This is a genomic window from Mesorhizobium sp. M0317 (genome assembly GCF_040321555.1).
GTDB lineage: Bacteria > Pseudomonadota > Alphaproteobacteria > Rhizobiales > Rhizobiaceae > Mesorhizobium.
Genome location: NZ_JAMYRV010000005.1, coordinates 129,097 through 141,857, shown reverse-complemented (window position 1 = coordinate 141,857; position 12,761 = coordinate 129,097). Strand labels below are relative to the sequence as shown.

Here is a 12,761-nt window from a genome sequence, read left to right as displayed (position 1 = left end):
TAACGGCAAACCATGTTCCTCCCCTTCTTTCTCGAACTAAAGGCCGCGCGCGTTCCCGTTTCGCTCAGGGAATATCTGTCGCTGCTGGAAGGGCTAGAGGCCGGGCTGGTCGACTATGACGTCGAGGGTTTTTACTACCTCGCCCGCGCCGCGCTTGTGAAGGACGAACGCCATATCGACCGCTTCGACCAGGTGTTTGCGCATGTCTTCAAGGGGATCGAGGCGCTCACCGGCCCCGATGCCGTCGGTGTCGCCAACATCCCTGAGGAATGGCTGCGCCGGCTCGCCGAAAAGCACCTGACCGAGGAAGAGAAGAAACTGATCGAGGCGCTCGGCGGTTTCGACAAGCTGATGGAGAAACTGAAGCAGCGGCTGGAGGAGCAGAAAGGCCGCCACCAGGGCGGCTCGAAATGGATCGGCACCGGCGGCACTTCGCCTTTCGGCGCCTATGGCTACAATCCCGAAGGCGTGCGCATCGGCCAGCATGAAAGCCGAAATCGCCGTGCGATGAAAGTCTGGGACAAGCGCGAGTTCAAAAATTTCGACGACGCCGTCGAGCTCGGCACCCGCAACATCAAGGTGGCGCTGAAGCGCCTGCGCCGCTGGGTGCGCGAGGGTGCGGAGGAAGAGTTCGACCTGCCCGGCACCATCCATGCCACCGCCGAGCACGGCTATCTCGATGTGCAGACGCGCCCCGAACGGCGCAACGCCGTGAAGCTCTTGATGTTCTTCGATGTCGGCGGCTCGATGGACGACCACATCAAAAGCGTCGAGGAGCTGTTTTCGGCCGCCCGCGCCGAATTCCGCCAGCTCGAATATTTTTACTTCCACAACTGCCTTTACGAGGGCGTCTGGAAGGACAACCGGCGCAGGCATGCCGAGACCATCCCGACCTTCGATCTGCTTCACAAATACGGCCCCGACTACAAGGTAATCGTCGTCGGCGATGCCTCGATGAGCCCTTACGAGATCGCGCATCCCGGCGGTTCGGTCGAGCATTGGAATCCGGAAGCCGGCAGTGTCTGGCTTGGCCGCCTAATCCAGCAATGGCCGAATGCGGTCTGGCTGAACCCCGAAAATCAGAAAAACTGGGGCTTCACCCATTCGATCGCGATGATCCGCGATCTCTTCGGCGGCCGCATGTTCCCACTGACGCTGGCCGGGTTGGAAGCCGCGACGAAGCAGCTCTCACGCAAGCGTTGATATGAGAGGAAAACCGATGACCTGCTTTCTTTGCCCGCAATGCGGCGTCCAGTTCGCGGCAACGCAGACCCCTCCAGAAAATTGCCCGATCTGCGAGGACGAGCGGCAATATGTGCGCTGGGAAGGCCAGGCCTGGACCACTGGGGAAGAACTCTCTGCCGGGCATAGGCTTGTGATGAAGGACGATGCCGGCGTTCTCGCTTTCGGCATCGAGCCGCGCTTTGCTATCGGCCAGCGGGCGCTGCTGGCGCAGACGCCGCACGGCAATGTGCTGTGGGATTGCATCTCGATGGTGAGCGACGAGGCGGTAGCCGAAATCAACCGTCGCGGCGGCCTAGCCGCGATCGCCATTTCGCACTGCCACTATTATTCGGTGATGGTCGAGTGGAGCGAGGCGTTTGGCGGCGTGCCGATCTATCTCCATGCCGACGACCGCCAGTGGATCATGCGGCCGCACAACGCCATCGTCAGCTGGGCGGGCGAGACGCTGGCCATAAACCCGTCGCTGACACTCGTGCGTTGCGGTGGCCATTTTGCCGGCGGCCAGGTGCTGCATTGGAAACGCGATGACGGTAACGCCCTGCTGTCCGGCGACATATTGCAGGTGACGCCGACGCGTCGCCATGTCAGCTTCATGTACAGCTATCCGAACTACATTCCGCTCAATGCGCCGGCCGTGCGACGCATCGCGGCGGCACTTGAGCCTTTCGAATTCGACGACATCTACGGCGCGTGGTGGCAGCAGAACATCATCGGCGGCGCAAGAACGGCATTTCATGCGTCGATCGCCCGCTATCTTCAGGCGATTGGGTAGGAGCTCGGCTGAAAATGCGAGCAAAACACGTAACAAACGCCTATCTCTAAGCGAATATAGCTTGCAACCAACAACAAGCCGCCAAGGCTGAGGAGATCAAATGGACACCCACACCTACCCTATCACCCGCACCGACGCCGAATGGCGCACCCGCCTGACGCCCGAGCAATATGCGGTCATGCGCGGCCATGGCACCGAACGGCCCGGAAGCTGCGCCCTGCTCTACGAAAAGCGCGCCGGCACCTTTTCCTGCGTCGGCTGCGACCAGCCGCTGTTCGAATCCAAGCTCAAGTTCGAGAGCGGCACCGGCTGGCCGAGCTTCAATGATCCGGTGCCCGGTTCGGTCGAAAACACCGTCGACCGCAGCTACGGCATGGTCCGCACCGAATGCCACTGCGCCCGCTGCGGCAGCCATCTCGGCCATGTCTTCGAGGACGGCCCGCCGCCGACCGGCCTGCGCTATTGCATCAACGGCGTGGCGCTGAAATTCGAGCCGGCGGCTTAAGCCGCGGCTTGACCACCATCTTCAAAGGGCGGCTTCGGCCGCCCTTTTTCGTGTCAATCTTCTCAGACAACCACCACCAGGATCAGCCAAAGCGTAGCCCCGAGCGTCATCAACGAAGCCTTGGCGCCACTGGATTTTTCCGTGGTTCGCCAGACGGCAAAGGTCAGAAAGATGTTGTAGGGCACGGGCGCGAAATGCACCGCCAGGACGACAGCGAGCGGCAGCTTCAAGCCGAGCAGAATGAGCGCGGCCACCGACGAGGCGATGTTGATCGTCGTGCCGACAAGGACTAGATCGCGCCAGAACAACCGCTCGACCGGCACCGCGCCTTGCCAGCGCGAGTCGAAGAAGGATCCGATGCTTTGCACCAACACCTGATAGCTATCCCTCTCCCAGCACGTCGGTGACGGCGCGCTCGAAGCGCGAGCATTCCGTCACCAGCCAGTCGGCCATGGCCGGCCAGTTGTCCTCGGCATAGCAGTTCACCCGCCACATCGAATTGATGCCGAGGCCCTCGCAGCTCTGCTCCGGCCTGAGCTTCAGCCAGTCTTCGATTGCCGGTTGGAACGGCTTCAGCCGCGACCAGACCCCGGTCGCGCCGAACTTCTCGTTACGGCCGAAAAAGACGCCAACTTGGCTTTGCGCCGGCGCGACATACATGGACAGGACCAGAGCGAAGTCAGGCAGCCCGCGCTGCCAGAACCAGGGTCCGCGCCGCGCCATGGAAGCGCGTTCCTCCGGATGCCGTTCGGCGAACAGCGCCCAGAAGCTGCGTTGGCGGAATTCAGAGGCGCGGCGGGCGCCGAAGTCGAATTCGCTCATGGTTCGATGCCCGTTCCAGCATCATTCCTTGGCCCGAGACTGTTTCGAAATTCGCTCCGGCGATATCAGCCGGAGTAGAATTTCCAGACAGCCTTACACCATGCCGAGCGCGGCCTTGTAGAGATCGAGGATGGTTTCCTCTTCCTGGCGCTCGGCCTGATCCTTCTTGCGCAGCCGGATGATCGACCGCATCGCCTTGGTGTCGAAGCCGGTGCCCTTGGCCTCGGCGAACACTTCCTTGATGTCGTCGGCGATGGTCTTCTTTTCTTCCTCGAGCCGCTCGATGCGCTCGATGAAGGCGCGCAACTGGCCGGCGGCAACAGTCTGGCTGGTATCTGTGATGTCGTCGGCCATGTTTTTTCTCCGCTACTTTTTAAGCACCGCGATTCTGGCGCGGTAAATTGGGAGCGGGTTCGATGCCCGAGCGGGCGCGGCGGGTCAAGCCATTATCGGCGCACTCGTGAACGGCTGCTGCCAGCCGTCCCCAGTGTGATGGATCCGCGCGTCAGCCAAACGCGATCAACAGATCCTTCGCATCGATCTGATCGCCGGCCTTGACCAGCACTTCGGCCACTGTGCCGTCGCGCTCGGCATGCAGGGCCGTCTCCATCTTCATGGCTTCGATCGACAACAGCACGTCGCCGGCCTTGACCGCTTGGCCGGCGGCAACCGAAAGGGCGGAGACCACGCCCGGCATCGGCGCGCCGACATGCGCCTCGTTGCCGGGCTCGGCCTTGCGCCGTGCCTTGGCTGCCGAGGCGCCATGCGCCCTGTCCGGCACCCTGACGCGGCGCGGCTGGCCGTTGAGCTCGAAGAACACGGTGACCATGCCCTTCTCATCGACATCGCCGATCGCAAGGCAGCGCACCACAAGCGTCTTGCCTTTCTCGATGTCCAGGAAGATCTCGTCTTCGGACTTCATGCCGTAGAAATAGGTCGGCGTCGGCAGCACACTGACCGGCCCGTAGGTTTCCTGCGCGGCGGCGAAGTCGGTGAACACCTTCGGATACATCAGCCAGGACGCGAATTCGTACTCCGAAAGCTTGCGCTCCAGCTTCGCCTCGATCTCCTTGCGGCTGGCCTTGAGGTCGGCCGGTTTGAGCAGCGAGCCCGGCCGCACGGTGATCGGCTTGTTTTCCTTCAGCGCCTTCTTCTGCAGCTTCTCAGGCCAGCCGCCGGGCGACTGGCCGAGATCGCCGCGCAGCATCGAGACGACCGAGTCCGGGAAGGCGATGTCCTTGGCCGGGTTTTCGACGTCGGCAACGGTCAGGTCCTGGCTCACCATCATCAGCGCCATGTCGCCGACCACCTTGGATGACGGCGTCACCTTGACGATGTCACCGAACATCAGGTTGACGTCGTGATAGGCTTGGGCCACCTCGTGCCAGCGCGTTTCCAACCCGAGCGAACGCGCCTGCTCCTTGAGGTTGGTGAACTGGCCGCCCGGCATTTCGTGCAGATAGACTTCCGAGGCTGGCCCCTTGAGATCGCTTTCGAAGGCCGCATACTGGTTGCGCACCGCTTCCCAGTAGAAGGAGATGTTGCGGATCCATTGCGGATCGAGGCCGGGATCGCGCTCGGTTCCCTTCAGCGCCTCGACGATCGAGCCCAGGCAAGGCTGCGAGGTGTTGCCGGAGAAGGAATCCATCGCCGCGTCGATGGCGTCGACGCCACTTTCCACGCCCGCCAGCACCGTCGCCGCCGACAGGCCTGACGTGTCGTGGGTGTGGAAATGGATCGGGAGGTCGGTGGCTTCGCGCAGCGCCTTGAACAGCACGCGGGCGGCGGCAGGCTTCAAAAGCCCGGCCATGTCCTTGACGGCGATGATATGGGCGCCGGCGGCCTGCAATTCCTTCGCCAGCCCGACATAATATTTGAGATCGTATTTGGCGCGCGCCGGATCGATGATGTCGCCGGTGTAGCAGATCGCTGCTTCGACCAGCTTGCCCTCGGCGCCCACCGCGTCCATGGCGACGCGCATATTCTCGACCCAGTTCAGGCAGTCGAAGACGCGGAACAGGTCGACCCCACCGGCCGCTGCCTGGCTGACGAAATGTTGCACGACATTGTCGGGATAGTTGGTGTAGCCGACGCCATTGGCGCCGCGCAGAAGCATCTGCAGCAAAAGGTTGGGGGCCGCTTCGCGCACTTTGCTCAACCGCTCCCACGGATCCTCGGTGAGGAAGCGCATGGCGACGTCGAAAGTGGCGCCGCCCCAGCATTCCAGCGACAGCAGCCGCGGCAGCGCGCGCGCATAGGTACCGGCAATGCCGGCAATGTCATGCGTGCGCATGCGGGTGGCGAGCAGCGACTGGTGACCGTCGCGCATCGTCGTGTCGGTGACAAGCACCTCTTTTTGCTCACGCATCCAGGCAGCGAATTTCTCCGGCCCCAACGCGTCTAGCTTCTGCTTGCTGCCATCAGGCACATTGCCGTTGAGATAGGGCACGACAGGCGCTGCCGCATCGGTCTTGGGCATCGGTCGGCCGCGGGTTTCGGGATGGCCGTTGACGCTGACGTCGGCCAGATAGTTGAGCAGCTTGGTGGCGCGGTCCTGCCGCTTCACCTGCGCGAACAGCTCCGGCGTCGTGTCGATGAACCTGGTCGTGTAGGAATTGTCGGCGAAGCGCGGGTGGTTGATGATTGCCTCGAGGAAGGTGAGGTTGGTGGCCACGCCGCGGATGCGGAACTCGCGCAGGGCCCGATTCATGCGGGCGATCGCCTCGGCCGGTGTCGGCGCCCAGGCAGTCACCTTCTCCAGCAGCGGATCGTAGAAGCGGGTGATGACCGCGCCCGAATAGGCGGTGCCGCCGTCGAGGCGGATGCCGAAACCGGCGGCTTCGCGATAAGCGGTGATGCGGCCGTAGTCCGGAATGAAACTATGCTCCGGATCCTCGGTCGTGATGCGGCACTGCAGCGCGTGACCGTTCAGCCTGATGTCGGCCTGCGCCGGCACGCCCGACTCTTTCGTGCCGATGGCAAAGCCGTCCAGTATGTGGATCTGCGCCTTGACGATGTCGATGCCGGTCACCTGCTCGGTGACGGTGTGCTCGACCTGGATGCGCGGATTGACCTCGATGAAGTAGAATTTGCCGGTGTCGGCGTCCTGCAGGAATTCCACCGTACCGGCGCCGATATAGCTGGTCTCGCGCGCGATCTTGAGCGCATAGCCGCAAAGCTCCTGGCGCAATGCCTCGCCAAGATAGGGCGCCGGCGCCCGTTCGACGACCTTCTGGTTGCGGCGCTGGATCGAGCAGTCGCGCTCGAACAGATGTACAGCGTTGCCATGCGTGTCGCCGAGCACCTGGACCTCGACATGGCGAGCGCGCTCGATCAGCTTTTCGAGATAGACCTCGTCCTTGCCGAAGGCGGCCTTGGCCTCGCGCTTGCCTTCCATCACCTCGCGGGAGAGGTCGGCTTCCGCGCGGATGGCGCGCATGCCGCGCCCGCCGCCGCCCCATGATGCCTTGAGCATCACAGGATAGCCGACTGTCTTGGCGAGCTGCTTGACTGCTTCCATGTCGTCCGGCAGCGGTTCGGTTGCCGGCACCACCGGCACGCCGACCTCGATGGCCAGATTGCGCGCGGCGACCTTGTTGCCGAGCCGGCGCATCGTGTCGGGCTTCGGCCCTATGAAAGTGATGCCGGCCTCGGCGCAGGCATCTGCGAATTCAGGGCTTTCCGACAGGAGGCCATAGCCCGGGTGGATGGCGTCGGCGCCGGACAGTCTGGCGACCCGGATCACTTCCTCGATCGACAGATAGCTTTCGATCGGCCCCATGTCCCTGGCCAGATGCGGCCCGCGCCCGACCTGGTAGCTTTCATCGGCCTTGAACCGATGAAGCGAATATTTGTCCTCCTCGGCCCAGATCGCCACGGTTTTGAGGCCGAGCTCGTTGGCCGCGCGAAAGACGCGGATGGCAATTTCGGACCTGTTGGCGACGAGGATCTTCGTGATGGCCAAGGAAGGAGGCTCCGGACAGGGAGGGATGGGGCAGAGGCATGATTAACGCGAAAATGCTGCAGTGCAACCAAAATCGGGGAGAGATTAAACCGATTTAATCCGATTCTAGCACCACTGCTCGAAAAGCTGCGTGCGATTGGCGTCGCGAGGTGACGCTAATTGTCGTGCCCGCACAAATTCGACCCCGGCTAGCGGCTTATCCAGCCACCCTCGCTGCCGCCCTGTCACCAAAGAAAAATGCCCGGCGCGAACGCCGGGCATTAAATAGAGCTGTGTTCCGAATTACGACTTCGGGAACCAGGAGATCTTGCCGTCCGGACCCTTCTTCCATTCGTACATGATGTAGCCCGGGAGCTTCGGATCGCCCTTCGCGTCATAGGCGAGATCGCCCAGAACGGTCTTGAACGGGCCCTTCTCGTGCAGCGCCTTGGCCACTTCCACGGGGTCGTTCGACTTGGCCACGGCAGCAGCCTCGGCGATCACCTGCATGGCGGCGTAGGAGTAGAGAGTGTACGCTTCCGGCTCGAAGCCCTGGGCGCGGAACTTCTCGACCAGTGCCTTGTTCTCGGGGATCAGACGCGGATCTGGACCGAACGTGTTGAGCGTACCGATAACCGCATCGCCGGCGATCGCAGCCAGCTCGTCGGTCACGATGCCGTCGCCCGACATCAAGGTAGCCTTGAGGCCCTGGTCGGCCGACTGGCGGATGATCAGGCCGGCTTCGGTGTGCAGGCCGCCCCAATAGATCAGGGTGACGCCGGCGTCCTTCATCTTGGCGATCAGCGCCGAGAAGTCCTTGTCGCCGACATTGACGCCTTCATACATGACTTCGGTCAGGCCGGCTGCGTTCATCGCCTTCTTGGTCTCGTCGGCAAGGCCCTGACCATAGGGGGTCTTGTCGTGGATGACGGCAACCTTGGCGTCCTTGAAGTTGGTCGCGATATAGCCGCCGGCGATGCCGCCCTGCTGGTCATCGCGTCCGCAGGTGCGGAACACGTTCCACAGGCCGCGCTCGGTGAATTTCGGGTTGGTCGCCGCAGGCGTCACTTCGACGATGTTGTTGTCGACGTAGACTTCCTGCGAAACCGGGATCGAGACGCCCGAGTTGAAGTGGCCGATCACGAATTTCACGCCGTCGCCGACGAACTTGTTGCCGACCGAAATGCCCTGCTTCGGATCCGAGACGTCGTCGCCGACTTCGAGCTTGATCTGCTCGCCGTTCATGCCGCCTGCTGCGTTGATGTCGGCAACGGCCGCTTCCGCACCCTTCTGCAGCTGCGCACCGAAGGCCGCATTCGGACCGGTGATCGGACCTGCGACGCCGACGATAACGTCAGCCCATGCATTGCCACCGAACGCGACAAGCGCGGTCAGGGCAACGGCGGACAAAAGTGATTTCTTCATTTAAACGCTCCCATTTACGAGGTGGGCGTGGATGAAACTTTCATGCGATGCCCACCCTTATCGCAGAAAGCGTACTTTGCCGATTTTCAGGCCCTTGTCACGCCGATTCATCCCCGGAACGGCGTTAATGATGAACGTCAACCTTTCGGTTTCCAGCTTAAGATCGAAGCCCGTTCGTAAAGCCAATTATACTGCGTCACCATCTGGTTCGTACGCGTGTATTGATAGCCAACAAATCCCAATATCATGAGCACGATTGTGTCCACGACATAGTATTGCAGCGAAAACATCGTGCCGCCGAACAAGGCATGATGGATGAACCTGATGCCTATGCCGAGACCCAGCAGATAGGCGAACAGCGCCGGCAGGCTGCGCCATGTCTGGGCGCTGGCCTTGCCGGTCATCCATGCCGCCCAGCCGCCGAGCAGACAGGTGACGAAGAAGAACTGCCAGATGGAAGGTTCCTCGTGAAGAATGCCTTGCATGATGAAGACTCCCTAGCATGATCCCGAAAAGTTGCAGACTTTTCGGACAAAGGTCATGCGACAAACAAACAAGTTGGAGCGGAATACCGTATGCATACATTCCGCTCCAAAATCAGTGATGGCCGCCTTCGAGATAGGCCGCCCGCACTTCCGGATTGGCGAGCAATTCCTTGCCTGTGCCGCTCATGGTCACGTTGCCGTTGACCATGACATAGCCGCGCGTGGCGAGTTTGAGCGCGCCGAAGGCGTTCTGCTCGACCAGGAACACGGTCAGCCCTTGCGTGCGGTTCAGCTCGCGGATGGCATCGAAGATCTGCTTGACGATCAGCGGCGCCAGACCCAGCGACGGCTCGTCGAGCAGCAGCAGCTTCGGCCGCGCCATCAGCGCACGTCCGATCGACAGCATCTGCTGCTCGCCGCCCGACAGCGTGCCGCCGCGCTGGGCAATGCGCTCCTTGAGGCGCGGGAACAGCGCGAACACCTTCTCGGCATCCTCGTCATAGTGCTTGAGATTGTCGAGACCGGCGCCCATCTGCAGGTTTTCCATCACCGTCATGCGCGGGAAAATGCGCCTGCCTTCCGGCGACTGCGCGATACGCATGCGGGCGATCTCGTGCGTCGGCATCTGGGTGATGTCGGTGCCGGCGAAAGTGATAGAGCCGGCACGAGCGCGCGGCGCACCGAAGATGGTCATCATCAGCGTCGACTTGCCGGCACCGTTCGCACCGATCAGCGCGACGATCTCGCCCTGGTTGACGTGGACATCGACGCCGTTCAGCGCCTTGATGTTGCCGTAGTAGGTCTCGACGCCCTTGATGTCGAGGAGCGTTGTCTCGGCCATCACTTACGCCCTCCGCGCGGCTTGCCTGTCGGGGATTTGGTGGCCGCCGGCTTGGACTTGGCCGTCAGACGCTCGGACGGTGCTCTTGGCGCGGAGTTGGCTCTTGTATCGTATTGGGTGGCCTTTGAAGCTCCCTTCGACACTGTGACCCGCTCGCCCTGGCTGTGGCCGATCGTGTCGCTTACCGGGCCGGCGAGATAGGAAGACGATGTGCCTGGTCCGTGAGCCGAATCCGGCCCGATGTCCAGCTGCTCGATGACGTCTTCATCGCCAACCTCGGTCAGCACCGTCTCGACCTCCTCGTCGTCGACGCCGAGATAGGCGGCGATGACGCGCGGGTCGGTACGCACCGATTGCGGGCTGCCGTCGGAAATCTTGCGGCCATATTCAAGCACCACGACATGGTCGGAAATCTGCATGACCACCGACATGTCATGTTCGATCAGCAGGATCGAGGTACTGCTCTTGATGTCCATCAGAAGCGAATTCAGCGCAGCCGACTCCTTCGGATTGAGACCGGCCGCAGGCTCGTCGAGGCACAGAAGTTCGGGCCCTGTGCACATGGCGCGCGCAATCTCGAGGCGCCGCTGCGCGCCATAGGGCAGGTCGCCGGCCGGATCGTCGGCGCGATCGACAAGATCGGCCTTCTCCAGCCAGTGCTTGGCAAGCTCCACCGATTCAGCCGAGGCTCTGCGGTAGCCGCCGATCCCGAACAGGCCCAGGATCGTATAGCCGGATGCCTTCATCAGCTTGTTGTGCTGGGCAACCAGCAGATTCTCCAGCAGCGTCATGCCCGAGAACAGGCGGATGTTCTGGAAGGTGCGCGCCACCTTGGCGCGCGCCGGGATCTCATGATTGGGCAGCCGTTCGAGCAGGAAGCTCGAGCCGTCGGCCCGGTTGAGCGTAATCATGCCTTCCGACGGCTTGTAGAAGCCGGTGATGCAATTGAAGACGGTGGTCTTGCCGGCGCCATTGGGTCCGATCAGCGCGGTGATCTCGCCGCGCTTGGCCTGGAACGACAGGTCGCCGATGGCGATCAGGCCGCCGAACTTCATCGAAAGATGCTCGACCTGGAGGATGGCGTCTTTCATACCCGGATTGGTCTTCTGAATGGAGGTCGCGCTCATCAGCCGTGCCCTTCCTTGGTGAAGGAGGAGGAGACCGCTTTTCGTTCACTGAGGAAGGCCGTCGGTTCACGGCTGCCGACAAAGCCGCGCGGCTTCCACAGCATGACGATGACCATCGCCATGCCGAACAAAAGCATCCGGTAAAGCTCCGGCGTGAAATCTTTTCCGAAGACACTTTTCAGGAAATCGAGTTCGCGCAGCGCCTCGGTGCCGCCGATCATCACCAGCGCGGCGACCGCGATGCCGACCAGCGAGCCCATGCCGCCGAGCACCACGATGGCCAGGATGATCGCCGATTCGAGGAAGACGAAGGATTCAGGGCTGACGAAGCCTTGCCGTGCGGCGAAGAAGGCGCCTGCAAATCCGCCGAACATGGCGCCGGTGGCAAAGGCGGTGAGCTTGGTGGTGGTGGTGTTGATGCCAAGCGAGCGGCAGGCAATCTCGTCCTCGCGCAGCGCCTCCCAAGCGCGGCCGACAGGCATGCGCCTGAGCCTGATGGTGACGAAGGCGGTCAGCAGCGCCAGCCCGAGAATGAGATAGTAGAGGAAGATCTTGTAGTAGGCGCTCGACTGGGCGATGTGCAGCACCTTGCCGATGTAGTTCGGGTCCGTCGAATTGAACGTCATCAGGCCGAAGAAGGTGACCTTCGGAATGCCGGAGATGCCGGCCGAGCCGTTGGTGACTTCACGCCAGTTGATCAGCACCAGGCGGATGATCTCGCCGAAGGCCAGGGTCACGATCGCCAGGTAATCGCCACGAAGCCTGAGCACCGGAAATCCGAGCATAACGCCCCAGAAGGCGGCCATGGCGCCGGCGGCCGGCAGCAGGATCCAGAACGACAGGCCGTATTGCGAACCGAGCAACGCATAGGCATAGGCGCCGACCGCGTAAAAGGCGACGTAGCCGAGATCGAGCAGGCCGGCGAGGCCGACGACGATGTTCAGCCCCCAGGCCAGCATCACATAGATCAGGATCTGGATGCCGAAATTGTCGACCCACTTCAACGAGCCCTGCAGGCCGCCGGTTATCGACCACGCGTAGATCGACAGCACCACGACGACGAGGATCGGGTATAGCACCAGCGCCGCAATGCCGAGCTTGGTGAAATTGGCGTGGATGAAGGAGCGGAAATAGAAGATCACGCAAGCGAGCGCGTAAATGACGGCCAATGCGCGCAGGAACTGAAGGTAGCCGGCCAGATCGGGTCCCACCAACGCCGGCAGGGCGCTGCCGAACGCAACCAGGACAACCGCCAGCACGACGGCGACGATGAAGGCCGGAAGCAGGAAGAAGCGCGACGCGACGCTCGCCGGCAACAGGCCGGTGGCGACATTGGTGATCTTCTGATTGGCCATGAACGGCTGGCCATAGGCAATGTAGAAGAAGCGGCCAAGCATGGTCAGCACGACCACGGTGATGAGCAGCAACCAGCGCTGCACCAGGATCAGCTGGTTGCTGATGTTCTGGTCGGTCTTCAGGCCGACGAAGAGAATGAACAACCCCAGCGAGATGGCGCCGGCATAGAACGCTTCGCGCAATGCACGCTGCACGGGGGAGGCGACGGTGTCGCGCTCCGAGGATACGGAAACCGCCATT

The 12,761-nt window shown here is 62.1% G+C and carries 11 protein-coding genes and 1 pseudogene; 3 read left to right on the top strand and 9 right to left on the bottom strand.

All coding sequences use genetic code 11. From position 1 onward, the window contains the following. Positions 1 to 12: 12 nt before the first annotated feature. The 3 genes from NKI88_RS07005 to msrB all read left to right on the top strand — a co-directional run bounded on the left by NKI88_RS07005 (position 13) and on the right by msrB (position 2,522). Entirely contained in the window at positions 13 to 1,203 is a 1,191-nt protein-coding gene (locus tag NKI88_RS07005) for a vWA domain-containing protein (RefSeq protein ID WP_352654366.1), read from the top strand. A 16-nt stretch (positions 1,204 to 1,219) separates the two neighbouring features. Then, complete coding sequence (locus NKI88_RS07000; protein WP_023712004.1) at positions 1,220 to 2,017, top strand: MBL fold metallo-hydrolase; 798 nt, start codon at positions 1,220 to 1,222, stop codon at positions 2,015 to 2,017. A gap of 100 nt (positions 2,018 to 2,117) precedes the next feature. Continuing rightward, complete coding sequence (gene msrB / locus NKI88_RS06995; RefSeq protein ID WP_352654364.1) at positions 2,118 to 2,522, top strand: peptide-methionine (R)-S-oxide reductase MsrB; 405 nt, start codon at positions 2,118 to 2,120, stop codon at positions 2,520 to 2,522. A gap of 62 nt (positions 2,523 to 2,584) precedes the next feature. On the opposite strand, the gene NKI88_RS06990 is transcribed toward msrB, so the two are convergent. The 9 genes and pseudogenes from NKI88_RS06990 to livM all read right to left on the bottom strand — a co-directional run bounded on the left by NKI88_RS06990 (position 2,585) and on the right by livM (position 12,760). Then, on the bottom strand, positions 2,585 to 2,896 hold the full coding sequence (locus NKI88_RS06990; RefSeq protein ID WP_352654362.1) for a hypothetical protein: 312 nt from the start codon (positions 2,894 to 2,896) through the stop codon (positions 2,585 to 2,587). Positions 2,897 to 2,903: 7 nt separating this feature from the next. Continuing rightward, complete coding sequence (locus tag NKI88_RS06985) at positions 2,904 to 3,344, bottom strand: hypothetical protein (RefSeq protein ID WP_023668723.1); 441 nt, start codon at positions 3,342 to 3,344, stop codon at positions 2,904 to 2,906. A 93-nt stretch (positions 3,345 to 3,437) separates the two neighbouring features. After that, positions 3,438 to 3,698, bottom strand: a complete 261-nt coding sequence (locus NKI88_RS06980) for a DUF2312 domain-containing protein (protein ID WP_023668722.1) — start codon at positions 3,696 to 3,698, stop codon at positions 3,438 to 3,440. A 151-nt stretch (positions 3,699 to 3,849) separates the two neighbouring features. Then, complete coding sequence (gene pyc / locus NKI88_RS06975) at positions 3,850 to 7,308, bottom strand: pyruvate carboxylase (RefSeq protein ID WP_352654360.1); 3,459 nt, start codon at positions 7,306 to 7,308, stop codon at positions 3,850 to 3,852. Between the two features lie 282 nt (positions 7,309 to 7,590). Then, on the bottom strand, positions 7,591 to 8,712 hold the full coding sequence (locus tag NKI88_RS06970) for a branched-chain amino acid ABC transporter substrate-binding protein (RefSeq protein ID WP_023668720.1): 1,122 nt from the start codon (positions 8,710 to 8,712) through the stop codon (positions 7,591 to 7,593). Between the two features lie 137 nt (positions 8,713 to 8,849). Beyond that, complete coding sequence (locus tag NKI88_RS06965) at positions 8,850 to 9,197, bottom strand: DUF6867 family protein (RefSeq protein WP_023668719.1); 348 nt, start codon at positions 9,195 to 9,197, stop codon at positions 8,850 to 8,852. A gap of 112 nt (positions 9,198 to 9,309) precedes the next feature. Further along, positions 9,310 to 10,038 carry an ABC transporter ATP-binding protein gene (locus tag NKI88_RS06960; protein ID WP_023668718.1) on the bottom strand — a complete coding sequence of 243 codons (729 nt, stop codon included), beginning with the start codon at positions 10,036 to 10,038 and terminating at the stop codon, positions 9,310 to 9,312. Positions 10,039 to 10,058: 20 nt separating this feature from the next. Beyond that, positions 10,059 to 11,165: pseudogene (locus tag NKI88_RS06955) on the bottom strand (ABC transporter ATP-binding protein); the annotation flags it as partial. Then, positions 11,165 to 12,760: a high-affinity branched-chain amino acid ABC transporter permease LivM gene (gene livM, locus NKI88_RS06950; protein WP_352654358.1), complete on the bottom strand. Its 1,596-nt coding sequence runs from the start codon at positions 12,758 to 12,760 to the stop codon at positions 11,165 to 11,167. The gene livM and the pseudogene NKI88_RS06955, both read right to left, overlap by 1 nt. Position 12,761: the final 1 nt, after the last annotated feature.

What these genes read in the sequence shown, in the direction of transcription:
- NKI88_RS07005 (WP_352654366.1), top strand. Translation starts at nt 13, where the DNA reads ATGTTCCTCCCCTTCTTTCTCGAACTAAAGGCCGCGCGCGTTCCCGTT.
- NKI88_RS07000 (WP_023712004.1), top strand. Translation starts at nt 1,220, where the DNA reads ATGACCTGCTTTCTTTGCCCGCAATGCGGCGTCCAGTTCGCGGCAACG.
- msrB (WP_352654364.1), top strand. Translation starts at nt 2,118, where the DNA reads ATGGACACCCACACCTACCCTATCACCCGCACCGACGCCGAATGGCGC.
- NKI88_RS06985 (WP_023668723.1), bottom strand. Translation starts at nt 3,344, where the DNA reads ATGAGCGAATTCGACTTCGGCGCCCGCCGCGCCTCTGAATTCCGCCAA.
- NKI88_RS06980 (WP_023668722.1), bottom strand. Translation starts at nt 3,698, where the DNA reads ATGGCCGACGACATCACAGATACCAGCCAGACTGTTGCCGCCGGCCAG.
- NKI88_RS06970 (WP_023668720.1), bottom strand. Translation starts at nt 8,712, where the DNA reads ATGAAGAAATCACTTTTGTCCGCCGTTGCCCTGACCGCGCTTGTCGCG.
- NKI88_RS06965 (WP_023668719.1), bottom strand. Translation starts at nt 9,197, where the DNA reads ATGCAAGGCATTCTTCACGAGGAACCTTCCATCTGGCAGTTCTTCTTC.
- NKI88_RS06960 (WP_023668718.1), bottom strand. Translation starts at nt 10,038, where the DNA reads ATGGCCGAGACAACGCTCCTCGACATCAAGGGCGTCGAGACCTACTAC.
- livM (WP_352654358.1), bottom strand. Translation starts at nt 12,760, where the DNA reads ATGGCGGTTTCCGTATCCTCGGAGCGCGACACCGTCGCCTCCCCCGTG.